Genomic DNA, 25036 nt, shown 5'->3' with positions numbered 1-25036 from the left:
CCCAGCGGTGGCGCATCCCCAGATGAGAGCTACGGCCACTCCCGCAGCGGCGAAGCCCTGGTGCCGCCTGTGTCTTCTGGTCACACCCTGTCCATTTCACTAGGACGCTCGTCGTTTGGTCAGGCCGATGGCGCGGCCGCCACAATCCTTTGGAAGGGAGCCTCCCGCTCTCACCGACACGCCCAACACAGCCACGACCGTCACCGCACCAGAGCAGTGATCGCGCGCGTGGGGACCGCGTTGCCGTCGACGATCACTTGCCCTGCGCGCGGCGCACCGCCTCGTGGAGCTCGGCCGTTGTGAGCACACGGACGTCTCCCTCGACGAGGTGCGGCGGGGGCGAGGGAGCTGTCCGAGGGGTGGTTTCGGGGGCAGGACACTCCCCCGCCTTTTGACATCCTGGAGCGGTGAATCCAGAGGATCTGACTCTTCGTCCCCTGCTCGTGGTCGACGGGGCCAATGTCGTGGGATCGGTCCCGAACGGCTGGTGGCGCGACCGGCGGGGAGCCGCCGAGCGGCTGCGTGACCGGCTTGCCGCGACCGGCGGGCCTGCCGACGGCCCGTTTCCAGGCCCGTACGAGATCGTCCTGGTCGTCGAGGGCGGCGCGCGAGGCATCGCCTCCGTGCCCGGCGTGCGAGTCGAGGAGGCTTCCGGCAGCGGCGACGACCTGATCGCCGAGCTCGCCCGAGGCGCGACCGGTCGGCCGTGCCTGGTGGTCACGGCGGACCGGGAGCTGCGTCGACGAGTGGAGCGGGAAGGCGCCCGCTGTGCGGGCCCCCGAAGCGTGTTCCCATCGCCTCCGTAGGGATCAGGGAGCCGTACCTGGACGGTTCGATCCGCTGGGTTCTCTCGTCACATGACGTGCCCGCGATGCTGCCAAGGCGATGGCTGCTTCGTCGGGGGGCGGGGGTCTGAGGCGTTGGGCTATCTGCTGGGCTCGCGGTCCAGCGGATCAGCCCGACCGAGCAGCTCCGCGAGTGGAGTGCCGGTACGAGCGGCGATCGTGCGGCGGACACGCAGCTGCGCGCGGGTACGTGGGCGGAACTTGGGTTCTCGCCCACAGCCGCAGGCTTCGAAGCCCTCGTAACGCAAACCGGCGTTCAGGACCGCCGCGACGACCGACCATGCCTTTCGGTTGCTCCGGCGGGGTGCCGCGAAGTCGTGGCCGGCGCACAGCAGCGGCCCGTCGCAGCGCGGGCATGTGTGTCCGGCGTCGCGGGGATGCTTCTTGAAGCTGATCCGGCACGAGACGCACGCGTAGTGCAGCTTGTAGTGGACGAAGGCGTAGGTGCACATGGCTGGACCGTACCGGCGGTGCCTCGCCGGGGGCCACGGGGCGGTTCGCGGGTGTGGGGGCCGTTCCGTGGTCTGATGCAGGCTGTCCGTGTCCGGTCGTATCTCCCTCCGGATGGCCTGATGAGCACTCCGTACCCTCCGGTTCCGTCGCCGCCGCCTCCCCCATCCGGCCCTTCGGAGACCGAGCCCGAGCCCCGGCACGCCGGATGGCTGGAGCTCTTCTTCGACCTGGTGTTCGTCGCCTTCGTGGCCCAGCTCTCGTACGGGTTGCACGGCGACCCCGGCTGGCGCGAGTTCGGCGTGTTCCTCGGGCTGTACTTCCCGCCCTGGTGGATGTGGGCCAACCTCACCGTCTCCGCCAACCTCTTCCAGGACGACAGCGCCCGTCGCCGCCTCTCCATGCTGGCCGCCATGCTCTGCCTCGCCGTGATGGCCGCGGCCGTCCCGGAGGCCGACGGCGACCGGGGCCCCGCCTACGCGCTCGGTTACGCGGGGACTCGTCTGGTTCTGCTGGCCCTGTGGTGGCCCGCCACGCGCTTCCCCGCGCCCGGGAGGATCCCACGGTGGCGGCCGCTGACCTACTGCCTGCTCTCCGCGTTGCTGTGGGCGGGCTCCGCGGCCGTACCCGCGCCGTGGCGGTACGCGGTCTGGGCAGGCCTGCTCCTCGCGGAGATGGCCCTGCTGCTGACCGCGCGCGGGCGCGGCATCCCCCGCCGGGTCCACACCGGGCACCTGGTGGAACGCGTGGGCCTGTTCGTGATCATCGTGCTGGGCGAATCGGTCCTGGGCCTCATCACCTCGACCGACCACACCTGGACCGTCCGGGCCGGTGTCGTCGCGGTCCTCGGCTTCATCCTCCTGGCCGCGCTGTGGTGGTCGTACTTCGACTTCGCGTCGACGGCTGCCGAGCGGGTGATCGGCACCGCGAGCGCCCGTGAGGCGTACCTCCTCGCCCGGGATGTCGGCGGCTCACGGCCGCACTCTATGTGCGGCCCACGGGCTGCCCGGCAACCGCTGGTCAAGAATGAGATGATCTTGCTGGCTGGTGTGATCAAGGGTCGGAGCCGTCCTGGATAGCCCCGTTCACCGGGCTGAGCCCGATGCAGTTCGGGAAGCTGGTGACGGTGCTGCGGCGCGAGGGCGCGGATGCGGTCCGCAAGGGCCGGCCTTGGAGCCTTCCGCTGGAGGACCGGGCACTGCTGGTCGCGGCGTACTGGCGCACGAACCTGACGACGCGCCGGCTCGCACCGCTGTTCGGGGTGTCCACGTCGGCAGCGGACCGCATCATCAACCACCTCGGGGCCGATGCTCGCGCTCCAGCCCCGCAAACGGTTCGCCAAGGACACCGTCCTCATCGTGGACGGCATCCTCGTGCCCACCCACGACCACGCCATCGCCGCACGGCCGAAGAACTACCGGTACTCCACCAACCACCGGGTCGTCATCGACGCCGACACCCGCCTGGTCGTCGTGATCGGCCGGCCGCTTGCCGGAAACCGCAACGACTGCAAGGCGTGGGAGGAATCCGGCGCCAAAGCCGCCGTCGGCCGGACCACCACGATCGCCGACGGCGGCTACCCCTGTACCGGACTCGTCATGCCCCACCGTCGCCGCAAGGGAGAAGAGCCGGCCGACTGGAAGGAGGATCACAACAAGACTCACAAGCCGGTCCGCGCCCGCGTCGAGCACGTCTTCGCGCGCATGGAGACCTGGAAGATCCTCCGCGACTGCCGCCTCAAAGGCGGAGGCGACTCGGAGATCATTTACGGGACAGCCCTCAGGACTGTCCGGGCCGATCGTTCGAGGTGGCCCGCTCCCCCGGCCTGCGGTGTCAGTGACGACGGTCAGGTCGCCTTTTGCCTGAACGCCGATCGGCTGCAGATCTTAAGATCTGCACATGGCGACACGACTCGTGCAGATCAACATGAAAGCCCAGGACGACGCGCTGCTCGGTCGGTTCTGGGCGGAGGCGCTCGGCTGGGAGGTCGACAGCGAGGCCCCCGGTGTGACCAACCTCGAACCCGGGGGCTTCACCTACCCCGACCCCGTGGCCGTCTGCATCGACCTCGTGCTCAGCCCCGAACCCAAAACGGTGAAGAACCGGGTGCACCTCGATCTGGCCACCGACTCCGCCGCTCATCACGCGGAGTTGGTCGCTCGCCTACAGGATCTCGGTGCGACGCTCGCCGATGTGGGGCAGGGTGACGTCCCGTGGACGGTCATGGCCGACCCGGAGGGCAACGAGTTCTGCGTCCTGGAGCCGCGTCCGGTCTACCGCGGCACCGGACCGATCGCCGCGGTGGTGGTCGACTGCACCGACCCACGAGCGATGGCCCGATTCTGGGGAGAGGCCATGGACTGGACGGTGCACGAGGTCACCGACAGCCAGGCGACCTTGCGTTCCTCCAAGGGTGTCGGCCCCTACCTGGAGTTCCTCCGCACTCCCGACACCAAGCAGGTGTGGAACCGCGTCCACCTCGACGTCCGCCCCTACCCCGGTGACGACATGGCGGCGGAGGAAGCCCGGCTGCGTTCCCTGGGCGCGTCCGACCCCGGGATCGACCAGTCCGCGCTCTCCTGGAGGGTACTCACCGATCCCGAAGGCAACGAGTTCTGCCTCCTCACTCCTCGCTGACCTTGGGCAAGGCCCTGCGGTCGCGGGCCGACGGCGAGGACCGTGCCTCCTTCGCTCCCCTGCGGCCGTGGCAGGCGCGTACAGCTGACAACGGCATCGGCTCGGCTCGCTCGGCTGGATACGGTGGTCTGTCAAGACCACTTGAAAGGGCTGCGATGAGTCAGTACTTCGACCTGGGCGACGAGACGCTGTGGAACCCGTCCAACGGGACGTCGCGCTTGTTCCAGCGCCAGGTAGCGGTCTTCGAAGCGGAGCTGGACCTCCCGTCGGGCATCGGGCCGATGGAGAACGACGAGTGCCAGATCAGCCTCGACTCGTTCGAGACCTTCGTGAACGCCCTCCTCGCGAAGCACCGGACAACGGGCCACACCATCTGGCTCGCGCTCTCCGACGGCTTCACTGCAACTGTTCTGGTTCTCGCAGAGCGCGCCGGGATCAAGGTGGACTGGGCACGGCATGGAGCCGCCCCGGAAACACCGTTCGAGGACGTGCAGGTCTCCGCCCGCACCGGGATGTCCGTCCCCGCGGACGGCGAAGCCTGGACTGCGGGCCTGCGCGCGAGGGCGCGGGAGCTGGCACGGCGCATGCCGCGCTGACCCCAGCCCCCATGTGCGGCGCGACCGATCGCTCTCTCCCCCTGGGGGGTGCGGGAGTCGTTCGGCTCGTACGCGGAGGGGGCCTCCCGCCTGTCAGGGCGAGACCAGAAGTCGGCGCGCCACGCGGCTAGGGTCGTGATGATCATTTTGGAGTGGAGGAGGTACACCATGGATCTCACCGGCCGGAGCATGGTCATCACCGGAGCGGGACGCGGGTTCGGGCGCGCGTTGGCGTTGCGGGCCGGGCGGCTGGGTGCGCAGGTGTTCGTGTCCGCGCGCTCGCTGGAGACAGCCCGGAAAGTGGCCGACGAGGTGTCGGCGGACAGCGGTGCGTCTGCTCACCCGTTCGTCTGCGATCTGGCGGACCCTGCCTCGATCCAGGGCTTCGCCCAAGGCGTGGCGGGCCATACCGACCGGGTGGACGTACTGGTCAACAACGGCGCCCGCTACCTCGGCGGTCCCGACCTCCTGGATGCCGACGACGACGCGATCGGTGACACCGTCGCCTCCGGAGTCACGGGCACGCTGCTGACGAGCAAGCACTTCCTGCCACTGCTGCGTGCTTCCGCCGGCGCGGACGTGGTCAATCTGGTGTCCTCGGCCGCGGAGCCCCGCGATCACCGCTCCCAGGCGCACCCCGCGTTCTACGCCGCCAAAGCGGCCCAGGCCGGATTCGCCGACATCATCTCGCAGCGGCTGCGCCCCGAAGGCATCCGCGTCATCTCCCTCTACCCTCCCGACTTCAGCGACGGTGACCCGCTGTCCCCCTCCTGGGACGATGCCCCGCGGACCGCCGGCGATCCGTTGACCGCCCAGTCCGTCATCGACTGCGTCCTGTTCGCGATCGGTCAGCCGAGGGACTGCTTCATCCGTTCCTTCCACTTCGAGCAGCTGTGACACACGGCCTCCTGCCGGTCGGCCGGCACCGCCCCGTCGCTGACGGGCGGACCCACGTGCCCCGCACCGGAGGAACCACGGTGCGGGGCTGTCGCACGGCCGTCGGCCGTGCCGGCCGAGTCAGAGCAGGTCGCGCCGGTCTTCGGTGACCGTCGGGTCCACCGGCGGGACCACCACCCGGCGACGCCGGAGAACGCTCGTGTAGACGGCGGTGCCGAGGAGACCGACGGCCATCAGGATCAGCCCGACCAGATCGAGGTCGACCGATTCGAGTTCCCAGTCGGTCGCGAACGTGAGGATGGCACCGACAGCGATCATCATGATGAAAAGTCCCAGACGCATGGTTGCTCCCTCCAGAGCGGCGTTGCACCGTCCGCGTACCCGGGTCCCCGGGGATCACGCCGCCTCATCCTGGTGTCGTGCGACGGCCAACACGGGCCGTTGAATCCGTCGGCCGCACGGGCGCGGTGGTCTCCCGCCGCGTGTTTGCCGGACGCTCATGCGGTGAGGCGAGAGGGACGACCACGTTCCTTCGTCGAGTGGGGAGTCATGGAAAGCGTTGTGCGACTCGCGATCGTCCTCGGCTGCTCGGTGCTGGCAGCTCTGGCCGTCGGCAGGGCGGCGGAGCTCTTCGCGCGGTACGCGGACGCCCGCCACCCCGACACTCCGCTCTGGGGGTTGCTGCGGCGCTGTCGTACCCCGCTCTACGCCGTTCTGCTGTGCGCCGTGTTCCGGTGGTCCTACCGCGTGACCGAATGGCCACCGCTGCTGAATCGTGCCGCGGTGCTGGACCACGTCCTCCTGCTGTGCTTGATCGGGGGCGGCGCCTGGCTGACCGTCCGCGTGGTCTCGGCCGTCGTCGAGTCCGCCTACGCGCGGTACGCGGGTCGTACGCGCGACACGGCCCGGCTGCGCCGCGTCCGGACGCAGGTCACGCTGCTCAGCCGGGTCGTGTCGGTGGCCGTGGGCGTGATCGCCGCCGCCTTCGCACTCGTCACGTTCCCCACGTTCCGCGGGCTCGGCACGTCGCTGCTCGCCTCCGCCGGCATCATCGGCATCGTGGCGGGCGTCGCGGCGCAGTCGACGCTCGGCAACCTCTTCGCGGGTTTCCAGATCGCCTTCGGCGACATGGTCCGCATCGGCGACACGGTGGTCGTCGACGAACAGTGGGGCACCGTGGAGGAGGTGACGCTCACCTTCCTCACCGTCCGGACGTGGGACGAACGCCGCGTCACCCTGCCCGTCTCCTACTTCACCTCCCGGCCCTTCGAGAACTGGTCGCGCGGAGGCAACGAGCTGACGGGAACGGTCTTCCTCCACTGCGACCACTCCGCGCCCGTCGATCTGATGCGCGCCCACCTGCGCACGTTCCTCGGCACGTGCCCCGGTTGGGACGGCCGGGCCTGGGACCTCGCCGTCACCGACACCTCCCCGACCGGCATCACCGTCCGCGCCCTGATGACCGCCAAGGACCCCGACGACCTGTGGACGACCCGCTGCGCCGTACGGGAGGAACTCGTCGACTGGCTCGTCAGGGAGCACCCGGGCGCACTCCCCCGTATCACCACCGCCCAGGCGCCGGCGCCCCACGGCACGGACGCCCGTCCGAGGTGACAGCGGCCCTCCGGGATCTCAACCGATCTGTTCGGCCAGGGCGACGATGATGCCCGAGGGACCGCGGAGGTAGCAGAGTCGGTAGATGTCCTTGTACTGCGCCACCTCGCCGATCAGTTCGGCGCCGTGGGGGCGCAGGCGAGCGAGGGTGTCGTCGAGGTCGTCGACGGCGAACATGACGCGGTGCAGGCCGAGCGTGTTCGGCTGTGGGTTGCGCGATCCGTCGCGCACGGCGGCCGGCGTCTGGTACTGCGCGAGCTCCAGTTTGCTGTGGCCGTCGGGGGTCCGCATCATCGCCATGTCGCTGCGTACCCCGTCGAGTCCGACGGCCTGGTCCGCGAAGAGGCCTTCGATCTGTGCCCTGCCCTCGACCTCCATGCCCAGTTCGGTGAAGAAGGCCACGGCGGCGTCCAGGTCCTCGACGACGATGCCGACGTTGTCCATCCGCTGAAGCGTCATGACGGTTCTCCTCTGTGTTGCGCGGCTCCGTGAAGTCACCGGTATACCGGGGACGGAGCCGGCGGTCCCTTCTCGACACCGGTGAGTGGACCGAGTTCCGGGATCCCGCGTCCGGACCCGCATCAGGGTGGCCGCGCCGGGTGCCTCTCGGGGCGCGGGTGCGGCTCAGGTGTGCAGCCAGGCCGCGGTGTCCGGGGGGAGGGTGCCGGCGGGGTCGAGGGGGCCGCTGGCGAGGAGGAGTTCGTCGTGGGCGGGGAGGTCGACGGGGCCGTCGGAGAGATTGACCACGCAGGTCAGGCCGTGTGCGCGGGTGAAGGCGAGGACGCCGTCCGGGGAGGGGAGCCAGGTGAGTGGGCCGTCACCGAAGCCGGGCAAGGTGCGGCGCAGTCCGAGGGCGGTGCGGTAGAGGGTGAGCATCGAGTCGGCGTCGCTGCTCTGCCGGTCGACGGCGTAGCGGGCCCAGTCGGCGGGCTGCGGCAGCCATGGTTCCGTACCGGTGCCGAAGCCGTACGAGGGGGACTCGGCCTCCCACGGGAGGGGGACCCTGCAGCCGTCGCGGCCGGGGTCGGTGCCGCCGGAGCGGAAGTGCATGGGGTCCTGGATGCGGTCGCGCGGGATGTCCGCCTCGGGAAGGCCCAGTTCCTCGCCCTGGTAGAGGTAGACGGAGCCGGGGAGGGCGAGGGTGAGGAGCGCGGCGGCGCGGGCGCGCCGGGTGCCGAGTTCCAGGTCGGTGGGAGTGCCGAAGCGCTTCGTGGCGAAGTCGAACGCGGTCTCGCTGCGCCCGTAGCGGGTGGCGGTGCGGGTGACGTCGTGGTTGCAGAGCACCCAGGTGGCGGGGGCGTTCACGGGGGCGTGTTCGGCGAGGGTGTCGTCGATGGTGGCACGGAGCCTGCCGGGTTCCCAGGGGCAGGCGAGGAAGTTGAAGTTGAAGGCGGTGTGGAGCTCGTCGGGGCGGAGGTAACGGGCGAAGCGTTCGGCGTCGGGGAGCCAGACCTCGCCGACGAAGACGCCGTCGTACTCGTCGGCTATGGCGCGCCAGGAGCGGTAGACGTCGTGGATCTCGTCCTGGTCGATGTACGGGTGGGGGTCGACGCCCTCGACGAAGTCGCGGAGGTCCGGGTCCTTGGTGAGGAGGGCGGCGGAGTCGATGCGGACGCCGGCGACTCCGCGCTCGAACCAGAAGCGGAGGACGTCTTCGTGCTCGCGGCGGACGTCGGGGTGGGACCAGTTGAGGTCAGGCTGCTCGGGGGTGAAGAGGTGCAGGTACCACTCGCCGTCGGGGACGCGGGTCCAGGTGTCGCCGGAGAACTGGGAGGGCCAGTCGTTGGGCGGCAGTTCGCCGTCGGCACCCCGGCCGGGGCGGAAGTGGAAGCGGGCCCGTTCGGGGCTGCCGGGGCCCGCCGCGAGTGCGGCCCTGAACCAGGCGTGCTGGTCGGAGACGTGGTTGGGGACGATGTCGACGATGACGCGGAGGCCGAGGTCGGCGGCTTCGGCGATGAGCTTCTCGGCCTCGTCGAGGGTGCCGAAGGCCGGGTCGATGGCGCGGTAGTCGGCGACGTCGTAGCCGCCGTCGACCATCGGGGAGGCGTACCAGGGGGTGAACCAGACGGCGTCGACACCGAGTTCCGCGAGGTGGGGCAGTCTCGCCCGGACGCCCGCGAGGTCTCCGGTGCCGTCGCCGTCGCCGTCGGCGAAGCTGCGTGGGTAGACCTGGTAGATGACGGCGTCACGCCACCAGTCGGCGGAGCGGGACGGGTCGAGGGCTGCCACGTGAGGTCCTTTCGGGCAGGGGTGTGTGCGGTGGAGGTGAGGAAAGGGGGCGGGAGGGAGGTCCAAGGAGGCGGGAGGCGGGGCGGGCAGGCGGGGAAGCCCGTGGGGGCGTGGGGGGGCGTCGGGCGGGGAGCCGCGCGGGGCGGCGGGCCTCGGCGGCCGGGCGGCTGGTGGGACGAAGGGGTGGCGGTCCTCGGGGGCCGGACTGCCGGTATGCCGCAGGGCCGGTCAGCCCTTGAGGCCGCCGGCGGTGAGGCCGCTCATGATGTTCCGCTGGAAGATCAGGAAGACGACGAGGGTCGGCAGTGCGGCGATGGTGAGGGCGGCGATCAGGACGTTGACGGGGACGCCGTTGGAGAGGGAGTAGATGCCGACGTTGAGGGTCTGCTTCCCGGGGTCGGGGAGGGTCAGCATCGGCCAGAGGAAGTCCTTCCAGACGCCGACGACGGCGAAGATCGACACGACGCCGAGGATCGGCCGGGAGATCGGCAGGACGATCGACCAGAGGATCCGGAGGGGGCCGGCGCCGTCGATGGAGGCGGCGTCGAGGAGTTCTTTGGGGATGGAGTCGAAGAACCGCTTCAGCAGGAAGATGTTGAACGCGTTGGTGACGGACGGCAGCCAGATGGCCCAGGGGGTGTTGAGCAGGTTGCGTTCCACGAGGGGTACGTCGAGCACGGTGAGGTACTGCGGTACGACGAGGACGGTCGCCGGGATCATCAGGGTGGCGAGCATCATGCCGAGCACGGCCTTGCCGAGCACGGGACGCAGCTTGGAGAGCGAGTAGGCGGCGGCGACGTCCAGGACGAGCTGGAAGGCGAGGGCGCCGAACGCGTAGGAGAGGGTGTTGAGGAGGAGGGTGGAGAGGTCCATGACCTCCCAGGCCCGGCTGTAGTTCCCCGGGGTGAAGGTGCCGGGGACCAGGGTGGGCGGGGTCTGGATGACCTCCTGGGCGTCCTTGAGGCCGCTGGAGGCCAGCCAGTAGAGGGGGCCGAGGAAGACCAGTGTGAAGAGGACGAGGACGAGGCCGAGGACGATCCGGTAGGCGGCCTTGCCGCCGGGCCGGGCGAGCCGGGCGGGTGCGATGAGCGTGCGTGTGGACATGTGTGTCTCCCGGTCCTACTCGTCCTCGACGCGGCTGAGCCTGACGTACGCCGCCGAGAACCCGGCGAGGAGTACGAGCAGGAGCAGGCCGAGGGCGGCCGCGGCGCCGTAGTTGTTGAAGCTGAAGGCGTACTGGTAGATGAGGTAGACGACGGTGGTGGTGGAACCTTCGGGTCCGGCGCCGCCGGTGAGCAGGAACGGCTCGACGAAGACCTGCATCGTGGCGATGACCTGCATGAGCAGCATCAGCGAGAGGACGAGCCGCGTCTGCGGGACGGTGACGTGCCAGATCTTGCGGAGGAGGCCGGCGCCGTCGAGTTCGGCGGCCTCGTACAGCTCTCCGGGGATGGACTGGAGGGCGGCGAGGTAGATGAGGGTCGCACCGCCCATGTTCATCCAGGTGGAGGCGATGACGACGGCGAGCAGGGAGATGTCGGGGTCCTGGAGCCACTGCTGCTCGGGCAGGCCGAGGAGGCCGAAGAGCTCGTTGAGGAGTCCGTAGCCGGGGTCGTACAGGTACTTGAAGAGGAGGACCGAGGCGACCGGGGGCAGCATGACCGGCAGGTAGACGAGGAGCCGGAGGTAGGCCTGGGCGTGGCGGAACTCGTTGATGACGAGGGCGGCGACGAAGGGGACGGCGAAGCCCAGGACGAGGGCGAGGGCGGTGTAGAGGGCCGTGTTGCCCCAGGCCTGCCAGAAGGCGGGATCGTTGGCGACGGTGCGGAAGTTGTCGAGGCCGACCCAGGTGGTGCGGCCGTTCTCGGTCTTCTGGAAGGCGAGCAGGAACTCGCGGATCATCGGGTACCAGGAGAAGAGCGCGAAGCAGACGACGGCGCCGATGAGGAAGCCGTGGGCGGTCAGGTTGCGCCGCAGGGCCTTGGCGAAGTGCCCGGTGGCCGGGCGGAGGTCGACCTCGGGGGGTGGGGAGGGCAGGGGGTCCGCTCCCGCTGTGCTCGGGATGGTACGGAGGGCCGGCATCGTCGCTCCTTGGTGCTGAGGTGCCGCTGCTGAGGGTGCTGGCGGGCGGGGCGGGCCGGGCCGGTCCGCCGCCGCCCGGGCGGGTCACTGGTTGGCCAGGACCTGGTTGACCTGGGTCTCGGCGGTGGCGAGGAGCTTGTCGACGTCGGCGTCCTTGTTGGTGAGGAGGCCGGACATCACGTTGTCGAGCACCTTGTAGACCTCCTGGGCCTTCGGAGGCTCGGCCTTTCCGGCGACCGCGTTGTCCATGAAGGATTTGAAGTTGGCGACGGGCATGGTCGCGTCCTGGACGCGGTTGGCGTCGTCCGTGCTCTTGGAGGCGTTCAGCCAGAAGTTGGGCTGCGGGACGCCGACCGGGAGGCCGTCGGCCTTGGAGCGGGCCCAGTCGAACTGGCCCTTGCCGACGGTGAGGTTCTTGAAGTTGAGCCAGGCGACGGCGGCCTTGATCTTGTCGGGCGAGATGCCCTTCTTGATCATGTAGTTGTTGCCCCCGGCGAGGGTGTTGCGGCCGCCGGGTATCGGTCCCATGCCGAAGTTCTCGTACTTCGCGCCGAGCTGCTGGACCATGTAGGCGATGTCGTCGGGGGCGGCGAGGAACATGCCGAGCTTGTCGGTGGCGATCTGCTTCTGGAGGTCGCCCCACTTGAGCAGCTGGGTCTTGCCCATGCTGTCGTCCTCCCAGCGCATGGCGTGGAGGTTCCGGGCTACCTGCTTGCCGAGCTCGTTGTTGAAGGCGGCCTTGGTGCCGCTCGCGTCGACGACGTCCCCGCCGAGGCTGTACATCTGGGCGGTGAAGTGCCAGCCGCCGGTGTTGCCGGCGCTGTACTCGCCGAAGCCGGCGACGCCGTTGCCGAGGGCCGCGATCTTCTTGGCGGCGGACCGGACCTCCTCCCAGGTGCGCGGCGGGTTGTCGGCGTCGAGGCCGGCGTCCTTGAAGAGCTTGCGGTTGATGAGCAGGCCCATCGTGTAGTTGCTGGTGGGCAGGCCGTACAGCTTGCCGTCCTGCTTGAGGGAGCCGAGGACGTTGGGGTCGATGTCCTTGAGGAGCGGGACGCTCTTGTCGGTGACGTAGGCGCTGATGTCGGCGGCGCCGTCCTCGGAGAGGACCTGCGGCAGGTCGGTGAAGTACGTGTAGAAGACGTCCGGCTGCGACTTGGCCTTGAGCATCGCGGTGAAGCGCGGGGGCTCCAGGCACTGGCCGGGGGTGGAGCGGCCCTCGATGGTGACGTTCGGGTACGTCTTGTTGAACTCGGCCACGTCCTCCTTCCACTCCTTGAGCTCGGCCGCCTTGGCCGCCGGCGGCATGCAGTCGATGGTGAGCGTGACCTTCGTCTTGGGGTCGAGCGGCGCGGAGGGGTCGGAGGACCCGCTCGCCCCGTCTCCGCCGTTTCCGTTGTCGCCGCTGCTGCTCGTGCCGCAGGCGGCGAGCGCGGTGAGGGTGAGGGCGGAGACGAGGGCGACGGCGACGGGTCGGCGGGTACGGCGGAGCCGGGCACTTCTCATGAGTGGTCCCCTTCGGGCCTGGGCGTGGAGGTCACCCCAACTCGGGTGCGTGGGTGGGGTGCGCCACACTCAACCACCGACGACAAGTGAACGCAAGATATCGCGCTGATTTCGTAAATGCTCGACAGTGATGCGCAACCCGGCATGTATGAGAGGCCGGTGCGAACCGCCCGACGCGGTGCGCACCGGCCTCACCGGGTGCCGTGGGACTACGGGTTGACGTTGATCCTGAAGGTGGAGGTGGTGTTGCGGATGTCGACGGCGTTGCCGCTCGTCCGCAGGCCGTTGAACGTCACCTCGCCCACCGCCGGGCCCTGGCCCGCCTCGGGCAGCTCGTTGGCCCACAGGCCGAAGCCGGACTTCGCGTCGAAGGCGTCACCGCTCTTGCGCGCCCCTGTGACGGAGACGTCGGTGAACACGGTGTCCTTGATGGGGAACTGCGGCTGGCCGCCCACGTAGTTCGTCTGGAACATCACCCCGCTGTAGGTGGGGTCGACGATGTCGACGTGGTTGACCCTGATCCCCTGGAAGACCTTCGAGGCGGAGAACACCCAGATGCCGGGGAAGGTCTGCGCGCCCCAGAAGTGCCCGCCGGCCCGCACGATCGAGATGTTCTCGAAGGTCGTCGGCCCGGTTCCGAATCCGTTCATCGGATAGCCGAAGTCCAGCGAGGAGATCGTGATGCCGGAGTAGACCAGGGTGTCGGCGATGTGGATGTTGCGGAAGGTGTTGTCGTAGCCGCCGTAGACGGCCACTCCCGCCGCCCGCCAGGTGAGCGTGCTGGTCAGGTTCTCGTAGACGTTGTTCTTCATGTCCGCGCCGCCCGCGTCGATCGCCGAGAACAGCGCGAAGCTGTCGTCGCCGGTCGCCCGTGCGTCGTTGTTGGTCACCAGGTTGTCCGTCGACCCGTTGGTCATGTTGACGCCGTCGGCGAACAGGTTCCGGATCCGGGAGTTCTTGATCGTGATCCGGTCGGTGTTGGCGCCCCAGTAGAGGCACACGAAGTGCTCGTTCCAGATGTCGTCGATGACGATGTCCGACACGTTCGCGAAGTCGAAGACCTTGCCCGGCCCGTCGATCCGCGAGGTGTAGTTGCCGAAGGAGGCGAAGCCCTTGAAGAGCGACCCCTTCGCCGAGGCCTCCGCACGGAAGCCGACGTCCGTGTTGTCCTGGGTCGAGGGCGCGTGGAACGTCGTGTACCAGGGCCCGGCGCCGACCACCTTCACGGCCTTGCCGTACACCTGGAACTTGCTCGCCGTCTGGTAGTCGCCCGGCGGCAGGTAGACGCCCACCAGAACGCCCGTGGTGTCCATGCGGACCCGGTCGAGGGCGTTCTGCACGTCCTGGTGGGTGAAGCCCGCCGGGACCGTGTACGCGGCCGGGTCGGGGTTCGGCACCGGGGCCACCTGCTCCAGGTTGACGAAGTCGATCGCGTACGTGGTGGTGTTCGAGGCGTCCTTCTGGAGCCGGATCCGGCTGCCGGCCGGCACGGTCTCCCCCAGCATCAGACGTGCCTCGTCATAGATGTGCCGGGGACCGCCCGCGCCCGGGGAGTTGCCGGGCGCGGTCTCGGAGCCGTACAGCCAGGCGTACTTCGAGGTGAGCGGCAGGGCCCTCTTGAACACCCCGTCGACGTAGAGGTCGAGCGTCGAGTCGATCCCGCCGCCGCCCGGGGCGTCCGGGATCGAGAAGCGCGTGACCAGGGTGTTCGTCGACGCCCGGGTGGTGAACTCGACGTACTCCCCCGTGGCGTCCAGGTTCACCGCCTTGCGGCCGGACGCCTCGCCCGCGATGTCGCCGACCGTGCGGTTGGGGCCGACGACGGTCGCTCCGCCCCCGGTGGTGCCGTCCTCCGCCTCGTACATGTCGTACGGCATGTTCGCGCCGCGCCCGACGAAGAGGGCCTGGGTGGCGGTGTTGTTCTGCCGCTTCACCGGGAGCTCGTCGGCGTCGTCGGCGAGGACCGTGCGCACGGTGTACGAACCGTCGGCGGCGGTCCAGGGCCCGAGGCTCACCTCGGTCTGCGCCCCCGGCGGCAGCGCGCCGCCGTAGGAGCCGCTGAGGGTCTTCACGGTGCCGCCCTGCGCGTCGAGCAGGGTGAGCGTGACGCCGTGCGGGCCGGTGGCGGTGGCGATCGTGCCCTGGTTGCGGACCGCGACCTTGAAGGTGACGCTGTCGCCCGCGGAGGGGCTCGAGGGCGAGGTGGTGACCGAGGCGGCGACCGGGTCGGAGCTGTCCACCGGCCGCACCACGAGGGCGGTGGGGCTGGTGTAGGTGTTGTCGGTCTCGTTCTGCTCGATGACCGCGTCCGCCTCGTCGGCGACGGCGCTGAGCTCGTACGAGCCGGCGTCGCGGACGCCGATCGCGGCCGTGACGGTGGTCTGGGCCCCGGCGGCGAGCGCGCCCACCGCGGCCGTGGCGACCTTGCTGCCGCCGAGGCGGACCGCGAGGCTGCTGGCCGGGGCGGGGGCACTGCCGTCGTTGCGGACGGTGGCACTGACCGTGATCGGGTCCGACTCGACGGGCGAGGCGGGCGAGACGCTCAGCCCGGTGACCCGCAGGTCGGGGTTGGGCGCGGGGACGCCGATGGCCTGGAACTCGGCGATCTGGCCGGCCGGGGCGCCAGTGTTGGCGGTGATCCGGAGCTGCACGTCGGCGATACGGGCGGTGAGCGGGATCGTCACCTGGTTGCCGCTGCCGGGGTCGAAGGCGTAGCTCTTCGCGGCGACGAGGCTCGTGAGGGCGGTGGCGTCCTGGGCTCGGCCGAGGACCTCGATGGTCTGGGAGCGAGCGCCCCAGGCGGTGTCGGGGTTCAGCTTCAGGACGAGCCGGTCGAGGTCGGCGTCGGCGCCCAGCTTGACGGTGAGGGTGTTCGGGTAGCTGCCGCCCGCGCCTTCCCAGTAGGTCGCCGTGCTGTTGTCGTTGGCGTTGGCGGCGACGAAGGTGTGGACCATGGAGGAGGCGGAGATCGCCTTGCCGACGGCCAGGTTGGAGCCGGTGCCCCCGCTGCCGTTGCGGGTGACGCCGTTGCTCGCGCCGGACTGGTTGCCCGCCGCGTCCTTGGCCCGCACCTGGTAGGTGACGGTCGTGGAGGCGGGCTGGGTGTCGGTGTAGGTGGTGATGTTTCCCGCGACGCTGCCCCGCAGGACGTTGTTCGCGTAGACGTCGTAACCGGTGACGCCCGTGTTGTCGGTGGACGCCGTCCAGCTCAGGCGGATCTGGCCGGAGGCGGGCTCGGTGTAGGCCAGGTTCGCGGGTGCCGTCGGCGCCTGGGTGTCGCCGGCGTCGCCGATCCGGGTGACGGTGTTGGAGTCGCCGGACTGGTTGCCGGCCGCGTCCCGCGCACGGACCCTATAGGACACCGTCTGGTTCGCCGGGCGGGTGTCGGTGAAGGTGGTGGCGTTCCCTGCGACGCTGGTCAGCAGGGCGCCGTTGGCGTAGACGTCGTAGGCGGTGACGCCGGTGTCGTCGGTGGCCGCGTTCCAGGTCAGACGGATCTGGCCGGAGGCGGGCTCGCTGTAGGCCAGGTTCGCGGGAGCGGTCGGCGCCTGCGTGTCGCCGCTCGTCGGCCCGTAGACCTCCAGCTCCGAGACCTGGGCCGCGTTCTGGACCGTGTTGGCCGTCACCAGGACGCGGACGTAGCGGGTGGTGGTGGCACCGAAGGTGATCTCCGCGCTGCGACCGCTCGCGACGTCGAAGGCGTAGGCCTGTGCGGCGGTCAGGTCGGTGAAGGAACTGCCGTCGGTACTGCCCTGGATCTTCAGGGTCTGGCTGCGGGCCTCCCAGGTGCCGGGCAGCCGCAGGACGGCCCGGTCGACCCGGAGGGCGGCGCCCAGGTCGGCCTGGAGCCACTGCGGGAAGGCGCCGCCGGTGCTCTCCCAGTAGGTGGCGCGGTTGCCGTCGTTGGCGTTGGCCGCCGTGTAGGTCTGGGTGCTGCTGCTGGCGGTGAGCGTCTTGCCGGCGGCGAGATTCGGGGAGGTGGCGTCGGCGCCGTGCACCTCCAGTTCGGAGAGCTGGGCGGCGGCCCAGCCGGAGTTGGCGGTGATGTCGACCCGTACGAAGCGGGCCTGGGCGGCCGGGAAGGCGATGGTGACGGTGTTTCCGGCACCCGGGTCGAAGGCGTAGGTCGCGGACGTCTTCAGGGTGCTGAAGGAGGTGCCGTCGGCGCTGCCCTGCAGGGAGAGCGTCTGGTTGCGGCTCTCCCATCCGGCCGGGAGCCTGAGCACCACCTCGTCGACGCGGGTGGTGGTGCCGAGGTCGGCCTGCACCCACTGCGGGAGGGCGGAGCCGGAGCTCTGCCAGTACGTGCCCTGGTTGCCGTCGGTGATGTTCGCGGCGGCGTACTCGGCGTGCGCGCTGCTCGCGGCGGCGGAGTCGCCCAGGGCCAGGTTGGGGCCGCCGGCCGCGTGGGCGGTCGTCAGCGGACCGCCCAGCGCCAGGAGGCTCGTCGCGATCACGGCACCCAGGCACCGTGATCTCCAGTTGCGGATCCTCATCGCTCCTCGGTTCTCCTTCGGGAGTGAGTCCAGAAATCGCGCTCGAATGTCAATTCTTTGCGCGGGACGCTCAGAGAGTTCCAGAGGATCGTGGGACCGTCTACCGCTTGCGCGGCGTGAGTTGAGAAGGCGTCAGGAGCTGCGCGCGGGCATGCCGGAGCGGCGGTCCACCGCGCGTGGACCGCCGCTCCGGAGACCTGGATCAGCCGCGGTTCACGACGAACTGAGAGCCGGACTCGACGAGGACGTCTCCCTCGGCCGTGTTCGCGAACGTCACCCCGGTGAGGGTGGCGCTGCCGCGGGCCCCGCTCATGGCGAGGATCCCGGAGCCGTTGACCGTGCCGTCGATACGGACGTTGCTGACGCGGACGTCGGGCATGGCTCCCCCGCCCGTCTTGAACTGGATGCCGTCATAGGTCGAGTCGAGGATCTCGGTGTCCCGGAGGGTGACGCCCGGGATGTCCTGCCCCTGCGCGAAGAGGGTGATGGCTCCGAACTCCTGGTCCTCGTTCCAGAAGGCTCCGCCCGTGCGGTACAGGGCGTTGCCGGCGATGAGCGTCTGCCCGGAGAAGGGCAGCGGGTCGTGGTCGGTGGCCAGCATGATCCCCGGGTAGTTCATGGTGTCGGCGACCACGTTGTTCTCGATGGTGTTGCCGTGACCGCCGTAGACGGCGATGCCGTTGGCCCGCCAGGGCAGCTGGACCGTGTTGTTGCGGAAGTGGTTGTCGTGGCCGACGTCCACCGAGGTGTCCTTGACGTACTTGCTCGCCCAGACGGCGAGCGCGTCGTCGCCGGTGTTGCGGAAGGAGGAGTCGTAGACGGTGGAGTTGCGGGTGCCGTTGGCGAAGTTGATGCCGTCGGCGTACGTGTCGCGGATGCGCATGCCGCTGAACTCCAGGCCGTCGCCCGGTCCCCACAGCTCGGGGATGTTGGAGTAGTCGCGACCGACCCAGACGCCGACGTTGGCGTGCTCGATCCAGACGTTGCTGATCTTCGTGTTCCTGCCGAAGCGTCCGTTGAGCCCCACGCCGCCCTCGGCGTTGCCGTCACCGCCGCGGATGGTGCCCGAGCCGAAGATGGCGATGTCCGAGATCCGGGTGTTGTCGTCGACGTCGAAGCCGAAGTTGCCCTCGTGCGGATGGTTGATGCCGCCCGCGTCCTGCGGCGGGGTCAGCGTGTAGAGCTGCGAGTGCCACATGCCCGCGCCCCGGATCGTGACGTCGCGAATGCCGACCTGGTTGTACTGCCCCCGGTTCAGCGGGTCGTCGGTGAGGATCTTCTGCTCCTGACGCCACTTTCCGGCCGGGATCCAGACGCAGCCGATCTCGCCCTTCTGGTCGGCGGTGACGGCCCGCTGGAGGGCGTCCGTGTCGTCGATGCCGTCGTTGGGCACCGCCCCGTACTCGGTGATCGAAACGCATCCGGCGGGCTGCGGCGTGGGCGGCGCCACCTGCTCCAGGTCGATCAGGTCGAGCACGTAGAACGAGGCCCGGTCGTCGCCGTCGCGCTGGAGCCGGAAGCGGGTGCCTGGCGGGTAGGAGCGGTCGAGCAGCGTGTGCGACTCGTCGAAGAGCCTGCGGGCGTCTCCGCCGGGACGGTTGGTCAGGCCCTCGGGGTCGTCGGTGGTGCCGTACAGCCAGCTGTGCTTGGAGGAGAGGGTCAGCTTCCGGACGAAGACGTCGTCCGCGTACAGGCTGAGGGTGGCCTCCTGGCCGCCGCCGGCCGCCGCGTCCGGGATCGAGTTGCGGACGGTGAGGGCGTTCGCCTGGTTCACCGAGGTGAGCTCGACGTACTGCCCGCTCGCGTCGAGCCGGACGGACCGTCGGCCCGAGGACTCGGTGGCGAAGTTGGTGTGCCCGAAGGTGCGCAGCCGGTCGGCGGTGAGCAGGGTGCCCTGGTACCGGACGTCCTCCGCCTCGTACTCGGTGTAGGGGACGGCGGCGCCGCGCCCCACGACGAGGGACCGGCTGAAGACGTTGTTGTTCTCGTCGGTCTCGGTGAGGGTGCCGGTGGCGTCCGCTGCCGCGGTCAGGGTGGCGCCGCCGCTGGTGGCGGTCCACGTGCCGGAGATCACGACGGTGACGGTCTGGCCCGCGGCGACGGCTCCGGTCGTGCCGTTCAGCGTGGTGGTGCCGACGGCCAGCCGGGTGACGGTACCGGCGGGAACGGCGGCGGTGCCGCGGTTGTGGACGGCGACGGTGAAGGAGACGGGTGCGCCGACCGCCGGGGCCGAGGGGGCGGTGGTGATGCCGGTGACCATGAGGTCGGGGCCGGGGCTCTGGCCGACGGTCAGCTTGGCGGCGGAGGTGCGGCTGTTGTTGGTGTCGTCGAGCTCGGGGACGGCGTTGGCCGGGTCGACGGCGGCGGAGACGGTGTACGCGCCGACCGGGCGGCGTCCGACGGGCACGGCGACGATGGCGGAGGCCCCTGCCGGGAGGGAGGCGACCTGGGCGGTTCCCGCCACGGTGCCCTCGACGCTGATGTTCAGCTCGGACGCGGGGGCCCCCGCGGTGCCGGAGTTGCGCACGGTGGCCTGGACGGTGACGGCGTCGGTCTCGCTCGGGGCGGCCGGGGTCCAGGTGAGGTCGGTGACGACGAGGTCGGGGGCGGGGGCGGGGGTGCCGAGGACCTGGAGCTCGGCGATCTGCGCGCCTGGGGCGCCGGTGTTGGACTGGAAGGTGAGCCGGACGTCGGTGACGCGGCCGGTGACCGGGACGGTCACCGTGTTCTGCCCGGAGGACGGGCTGAACGCGTAGTCGGCGCGCGGCTTGAGGGTGGTGAAGGCGGTGGCGCCGGCGGCGCGGCCCAGGACCTCGAAGGCCTGGGTGCGCGGCCCCCAGGCCTGGTCGGGGTTGAGCTTGACGACGACGCCCTCGACGTCGGCGTCCGCGCCGAGCTTCACGGTGAGGCTCGCGGGCAGTCCGGCCGACTCCCAGTAGGTGGCGGTCGAGCCGTCGTTGGCGTTCGCGGCTTGGTAGTTCTGGGTGACCGAGGTCGCCTCGACCGCCTTGCCACGTGCCAGGTCGGTGCCTCCGACGGGCGGCTCGACGGTACCCGGCTCGCCGTACACCTCGATGGCTGAGAGCTGGGCGGCGTTCCAGCCGGTGTTGGAGGTGATCCGGACGCGCACGTACCTGACCTCGCTGCCGTTCAGGGCGAGGGAGACGGCGTTGGCGGCGGCCGGGTCGAAGCGGCGGGTCTGAGTGCCGGCCAGGGTGGTGAAGGCGCTGCCGTCGGTGGAGCCGAGGACGGCGAGGTCCTGGTCGCGCGCCTCCCAGCCGGTCGGCAGCTTGAGGACGACACGGTCGACGCGGACGGCCGCGCCGAGATCGACCTGCGCCCATTGCGGGAAGGCACCGGCCGGACCCTCCCAGTAGCTGGCCTGGCTGCCGTCGGTGAGATTGGCCGCCGGATAGCCGCCGAGCGCGCCGGAGACCGCGGCGGGTCTGCCGCGCGCGAGGTCGGTGTCCGCAGCGCCGGCGGCCTGCGCGGGGACGGGCAGCAGCCCGAGGGCGATCAGGGCCGCGATCAGCAGCGCCCTCACCAGTCGTCGTCCGTACACAGCGACTCGCATTCTTTTGAGTAATTCAGTCGATGTTTTGCGGAATCTGGTGGCACAGGTTTCTACCGGATGACGATGCTGTCAACGGATCGGACAGGGAAATGACAAAGGCACCGCTTCCGGAGCCGTCGGTACGACGGCAGGAAACGGTGCCTTTGAGGAGGAACCGGTACGGTGCTCCGCCAGCGGGCCGGGGGTGCGGTGCTCCGCCAGCGGGCCGGGGGTGCGGTGCTCCGCTAGCGGGCCGGCGGCGGGGCGGTCGATCCGCGCACGACCAGTTCGGGCTCGAAGAGCAGCTCGCCCGGGTGGGAGTGGGCGCCCTGGATCTGGGAGCAGAGCAGATCGACGGCGGCCCGCCCCATCGCCTCGATGGGCTGCCGGACGGTCGACAGCGGCGGCTCGGTGCAGTTCATGAAGGCGGAGTCGTCGAAGCCGACGACCGAGACGTCCTGGGGGACGCGGAGCCCGCGACGGCGGGCGGCCCGGATGGCCCCGAGGGCGAGGGGGTCGCTGGCACAGACGATGCCGGTGACGCCCTGCTCCAGAAGGCCGTTGGCAGCGGCCTGCCCGCCTTCGAGGGAGAAGATCGAGCGCACGATCTGCTCGTCGGGCAGCGGGGTGCCGGCCGCCTCGGCCGCCGCGCGAGCGGCCTGCAGCTTGCGCCCGGAGGGCATGTGGTCGGCGGGGCCCAGGAGCAGACCGATCTTCTCGTGGCCGAGCGAGACCAGGTGGCGCCAGGCCTGTTCGACGGCGACGGCGTCGTCACAGGCCACGCAGGGGAAGTCGAGGCCCTCGATGGAGGCGTTGATGAGGACGACCGGGATGTTGCGCTCGGCGAGCTGGTGGTAGTGCTCGTGCGGGGCGTCGGCCTGTGCGAACAGACCTCCGGCGAACACGACGCCGGAGACCTGCTGCTGGAGGAGGAGCTCCACGTAGTCGGCCTCGGAGACACCGCCCTTGGTCTGCGTGCAGAGCACGGGGGTGAGCCCCTGCTGGGCGAGGGCGCCACCGATGACCTCGGCGAAGGCCGGGAAGATGGGGTTCTGCAGCTCCGGCAGGACGAGGCCGACAAGACGGGCGCGCTCACCCCTGAGCTGAGTGGGCCGCTCGTAGCCGAGGACGTCGAGGGCGGTGAGCACCGACTGTCTGGTCGCCTCGGAGACTCCGGGCTTGCCGTTGAGGACACGGCTGACCGTAGCCTCGCTGACCCCCACCTTCTTCGCCACCTGAGCAAGTCGTCGCGTCATACACGCAAGACTAGCGCAAGCATCGCAAGAGAATGACAGCCAGTTGCAGTTCTCACGCAAACCGTCGACTGGGCGTCGGTGGCTGACGACGACGGTGGACACGGCACCCTCGCCGCGCAGCCGAGCCGGCACATCACGTGAGCGGGACAAAACCACCCGCTTCGACGGTTCGCGTCCGAGTATGGGGATACCCGCACGGCATGACACGGATATGGCAGAACAAGCGGGGTGCACAGGACCAGCTGGACGGTCGGCATCGTGGCGCCGGCCGTGGGACAGATGGTGGCGGTGAGACCGGACCGGATCCGGAGCCGGAGAGCCGTGCTCCGGACCGGCCCACCGAAGTGCCGAAGAAGTCGTGGTGGGCCGTGCTCAAACGGACGGTGGCGGAGTTCAAGGACGACGAGCTCACCGACCGGGCGGCGGCGTTGACGTACTACGGGATTCTGGCCTTGTTCCCTGCCCTGCTCGTGCTGGTCTCGGTGCTTGGCATCGCGGGCAAGGAGGCGACGCAGAGCGTCCTGGACAACATCACGAAGCTCACGCCGGGCTCGATCCGGGACATCATCACCGATGCGGTGACCCAGCTGCAGGCCAGCAGCGGCACGGGATCCGTCATGGCGATCGTCGGTCTGCTGTTGGCGCTGTGGTCGGCGTCAGGGTATGTGGCCGCGTTCATCCGCACCTCCAACGCGGTCTATGACATCCCGGAGGGGCGTTCGGTGTGGAAGGTCACGCCCCTCCGGCTCGTTCTGACACTGGTGCTGCTGCTCCTTGCCTGCGTCAGCGCTCTGATCGTGGTGTTCACCGGGGCTCTGGCCAAGCAGGTGGGCACCGCCCTGGGCGTGGGGAACACCGCGTTGACGGTGTGGTCGATCGCCAAGTGGCCGGTGCTGGTCGTGCTGGTGGCCGCCATGATCACGATCCTGTACTGGGCGTCGCCGAACGCAAGGGTCCGCGGCTTCAAGTGGATCACTCCTGGAAGCTTCCTGGCCCTGGTCCTCTGGATGATCGCTTCGGCGGGCTTCGCGCTGTACGTGGCGAACTTCGGCGCCTACAACAAGACCTACGGCACCCTGGCCGGGGTGATCATCTTCCTGGTGTGGCTGTGGATCACGAACCTGGCGATTCTGTTGGGCCTGGAATTCGATGCCGAGCTGGCACGCGAGCGCGCGATCATCGGCGGCCACCCCGCCGATGAGGAGCCGTACGTCGAGCCGCGCGACACCCGCAAGTGGAGTGATGCCGAGCGAAGGGAGCTCGGCGGCGGGTGAGCCCGTCGTCGCTCAGTTCCGTGCTCGGCAGATGCTGCCGGCGGCGTCCGCGACCGACCGTGACCGTTGCGGTCGATCTCGTCGTTGTCGCCCGCCGCCGTAGAAGGGAGGCCTCATCCGCGCTGGTGCACCGTGGCGCGGTTTCGGGCGGGGAGCATGCGGGCGCGCCCCGCGGGTAGATGGCAGCTTGGCTTCGCTCGTGCTCGACGAGAGGGGCGGCGCATGAGCCAGAACAAGAGCCACGACGGATTCGTCCCGTCGTCCAGGAGCCCGGGTGAGGAGAATCTGGACCGGCTCGAGCAGGGGCTACGGCACATCGCCCGCGCGCACGGGCGGATGCACGACCTGCTGGACGCGGTCCTTCTGATCAGCCGTGAACTGGACCTGAACCTGGTCCTCCACAAGATCATCGATACGGCGCGGCAGCTGGTCGACACCCGCTACGCCGCCCTGGGCGTCCTCGGATCGCACGGCGAGTTCATCGACCTGATCACCTCGGGCTTCGGCGCGGATCTGACCGCCCGGCTCGGCGGCACACTCCCGCACGGAACCGGACTCCTCGGAGACCTGGTCCGCGACCCGAAGCCGCTGCGCGTGCAGGACCTCGCCCACCACCCGCACGCCGCAGGGTTCCCCGAGGGCCACCCTCCGATGAGCACCCTCCTCGGGGTGCCGATCCGGGTGCGCAGCACCGTGTACGGGAACCTGTACCTCGCCGACAAGACCGACGGCAGCGCCTTCACGGACGACGACGAGGCCGTCGTCACCGGCCTGGCCAGCGCCGCCGGCGTGGCGATCGAGAACGCCCGCCTGTACGAGCAGCTGCGCCGGGCCACCGAGGAGTTCCAGCGGCGCCTCCTCCCCGACATTCCGCGGCTGGACGGCCTTGAGCTGCACGCCCACTACCAGCCCTCCACCGAGACGCCGCGGATCGGCGGCGACTGGTACGACTTCATCCACCTGCCCGACCACGTGCCGTGCCTGATGCTGGGCGACGTCATGGGCCACGGCCTCCCCGCGGCCACCGTGATGAGCCAGATCAGCAACATGCTGCGCGTCATCGCCTTCGACGAGCAGGAACCGCCCAGCCGCATCCTGCACCGCCTCGACACCGTCCTGCACGAACTGCACGGCGGCCCGATGGCCACCGTCATCATCGCCCGTCTCGAACCCCAGGGCAGCGGCCGCCTCCTGCAATGGGCCAGCGCCGGCCACCTCCCTCCGCTCCTGGTCACCCCCGGACACGAGGCCGCCTACCTGCACGCCGACACCGGCCTGCCCCTGGGCGTCGACCCGGACCTTCCGCGCCCCGACCACGAACAACACCTCCCGGTGGGAAGCGCCGTCCTCCTGCACACAGACGGCCTGGTCGAAGAACGCGGCGAGTCCCTCGACACCGGCATGGAGGCGGCGGCCGGCATCGCCGCCACGCATGCCGGCAAACCTCTCCCGGACCTCGTCGACGCACTCATCAAAGCCCGCGGCGGCGCCTTCGAGGACGACGTCGCACTCCTCGCCGCCCGCATCACACCCTGCTCCGAGGAGAGCGGCTGACCCTGTGGACAGAAGAATCGAACGCCGCCGACGTGCGGAGCGGGAAGTCG

At 70.0% G+C, this 25036-nt stretch carries 17 protein-coding genes and 2 pseudogenes; 9 read left to right on the top strand and 10 right to left on the bottom strand.

The annotated features are described in order from the left end of the window. The first annotated feature begins 407 nt into the window (after positions 1 to 407). Positions 408 to 806 (top strand): NTP pyrophosphohydrolase, encoded by a 399-nt coding sequence (locus ABT041_RS16760; protein WP_351184641.1) that lies wholly within the window; start codon positions 408 to 410, stop codon positions 804 to 806. Between the two features lie 119 nt (positions 807 to 925). Here the strand turns inward: ABT041_RS16760 and ABT041_RS16755 are convergent, their stop codons facing one another. Continuing rightward, positions 926 to 1297 carry a hypothetical protein gene (locus tag ABT041_RS16755; RefSeq protein WP_351184639.1) on the bottom strand — a complete coding sequence of 124 codons (372 nt, stop codon included), beginning with the start codon at positions 1295 to 1297 and terminating at the stop codon, positions 926 to 928. Here ABT041_RS16755 and ABT041_RS16750 point away from each other — a divergent pair. From ABT041_RS16750 to ABT041_RS16730, 5 genes and pseudogenes are all read left to right on the top strand, one after another. After that, a pseudogene (locus tag ABT041_RS16750) lies at positions 1223 to 2215 on the top strand (low temperature requirement protein A); the annotation flags it as partial. The gene ABT041_RS16755 and the pseudogene ABT041_RS16750 overlap by 75 nt on opposite strands. Before the next feature lie 120 nt (positions 2216 to 2335). Then, positions 2336 to 3073: pseudogene (locus ABT041_RS16745) on the top strand (transposase family protein); the annotation flags it as partial. 121 nt (positions 3074 to 3194) lie between these two features. Further along, positions 3195 to 3932, top strand: coding sequence for a VOC family protein (locus ABT041_RS16740; protein WP_351184635.1), 738 nt, complete (start codon positions 3195 to 3197; stop codon positions 3930 to 3932). 155 nt (positions 3933 to 4087) lie between these two features. Continuing rightward, positions 4088 to 4528, top strand: coding sequence for a DUF6086 family protein (locus tag ABT041_RS16735; RefSeq protein WP_351184633.1), 441 nt, complete (start codon positions 4088 to 4090; stop codon positions 4526 to 4528). Between the two features lie 168 nt (positions 4529 to 4696). Then, positions 4697 to 5425 carry an SDR family oxidoreductase gene (locus ABT041_RS16730; protein WP_351184631.1) on the top strand — a complete coding sequence of 243 codons (729 nt, stop codon included), beginning with the start codon at positions 4697 to 4699 and terminating at the stop codon, positions 5423 to 5425. A 120-nt stretch (positions 5426 to 5545) separates the two neighbouring features. Here ABT041_RS16730 and ABT041_RS16725 read toward each other — a convergent pair whose 3' ends face one another. Continuing rightward, complete coding sequence (locus tag ABT041_RS16725) at positions 5546 to 5767, bottom strand: DUF6458 family protein (RefSeq protein WP_351184629.1); 222 nt, start codon at positions 5765 to 5767, stop codon at positions 5546 to 5548. A gap of 207 nt (positions 5768 to 5974) precedes the next feature. On the opposite strand from ABT041_RS16725, the gene ABT041_RS16720 reads away from it, so the two are divergent. Continuing rightward, positions 5975 to 7039, top strand: coding sequence for a mechanosensitive ion channel family protein (locus tag ABT041_RS16720; RefSeq protein ID WP_351184627.1), 1065 nt, complete (start codon positions 5975 to 5977; stop codon positions 7037 to 7039). Positions 7040 to 7057: 18 nt separating this feature from the next. Here ABT041_RS16720 and ABT041_RS16715 read toward each other — a convergent pair whose 3' ends face one another. The 8 genes from ABT041_RS16715 to ABT041_RS16680 form a co-directional block, all read right to left on the bottom strand. Further along, complete coding sequence (locus ABT041_RS16715) at positions 7058 to 7498, bottom strand: VOC family protein (RefSeq protein ID WP_351184625.1); 441 nt, start codon at positions 7496 to 7498, stop codon at positions 7058 to 7060. Between the two features lie 165 nt (positions 7499 to 7663). Then, entirely contained in the window at positions 7664 to 9268 is a 1605-nt protein-coding gene (locus ABT041_RS16710) for a glycoside hydrolase family 13 protein (protein ID WP_351184623.1), read from the bottom strand. Positions 9269 to 9496: 228 nt separating this feature from the next. Next, a complete protein-coding gene (locus tag ABT041_RS16705) occupies positions 9497 to 10372 on the bottom strand; it encodes a carbohydrate ABC transporter permease (RefSeq protein WP_351184621.1) in 876 nt (291 codons plus the stop codon). 15 nt (positions 10373 to 10387) lie between these two features. After that, positions 10388 to 11350, bottom strand: coding sequence for a carbohydrate ABC transporter permease (locus tag ABT041_RS16700; protein WP_351184619.1), 963 nt, complete (start codon positions 11348 to 11350; stop codon positions 10388 to 10390). An 84-nt stretch (positions 11351 to 11434) separates the two neighbouring features. Next, positions 11435 to 12853 carry an extracellular solute-binding protein gene (locus ABT041_RS16695; RefSeq protein ID WP_351184617.1) on the bottom strand — a complete coding sequence of 473 codons (1419 nt, stop codon included), beginning with the start codon at positions 12851 to 12853 and terminating at the stop codon, positions 11435 to 11437. Between the two features lie 209 nt (positions 12854 to 13062). Next, positions 13063 to 17349 carry a discoidin domain-containing protein gene (locus tag ABT041_RS16690; protein ID WP_351184615.1) on the bottom strand — a complete coding sequence of 1429 codons (4287 nt, stop codon included), beginning with the start codon at positions 17347 to 17349 and terminating at the stop codon, positions 13063 to 13065. Positions 17350 to 17551: 202 nt separating this feature from the next. Beyond that, complete coding sequence (locus tag ABT041_RS16685; protein ID WP_351184613.1) at positions 17552 to 20923, bottom strand: CARDB domain-containing protein; 3372 nt, start codon at positions 20921 to 20923, stop codon at positions 17552 to 17554. Positions 20924 to 21147: 224 nt separating this feature from the next. Beyond that, positions 21148 to 22158, bottom strand: a complete 1011-nt coding sequence (locus ABT041_RS16680; RefSeq protein WP_351184611.1) for a LacI family DNA-binding transcriptional regulator — start codon at positions 22156 to 22158, stop codon at positions 21148 to 21150. A 200-nt stretch (positions 22159 to 22358) separates the two neighbouring features. On the opposite strand from ABT041_RS16680, the gene ABT041_RS16675 reads away from it, so the two are divergent. Then, complete coding sequence (locus ABT041_RS16675) at positions 22359 to 23432, top strand: YihY/virulence factor BrkB family protein (RefSeq protein ID WP_351184609.1); 1074 nt, start codon at positions 22359 to 22361, stop codon at positions 23430 to 23432. A 222-nt stretch (positions 23433 to 23654) separates the two neighbouring features. After that, the gene (locus ABT041_RS16670; RefSeq protein ID WP_351184607.1) at positions 23655 to 24986 is read left to right on the top strand and encodes a PP2C family protein-serine/threonine phosphatase; all 1332 of its coding nucleotides are present in this window, start codon (positions 23655 to 23657) and stop codon (positions 24984 to 24986) included. Positions 24987 to 25036: the final 50 nt, after the last annotated feature.

The sequence above is a fragment of the Streptomyces sp. NPDC002825 genome, from assembly GCF_040295385.1.
Classification (GTDB): Bacteria; Actinomycetota; Actinomycetes; order Streptomycetales; family Streptomycetaceae; genus Streptomyces.
This window is presented reverse-complemented; position numbering and strand designations above follow the sequence as displayed.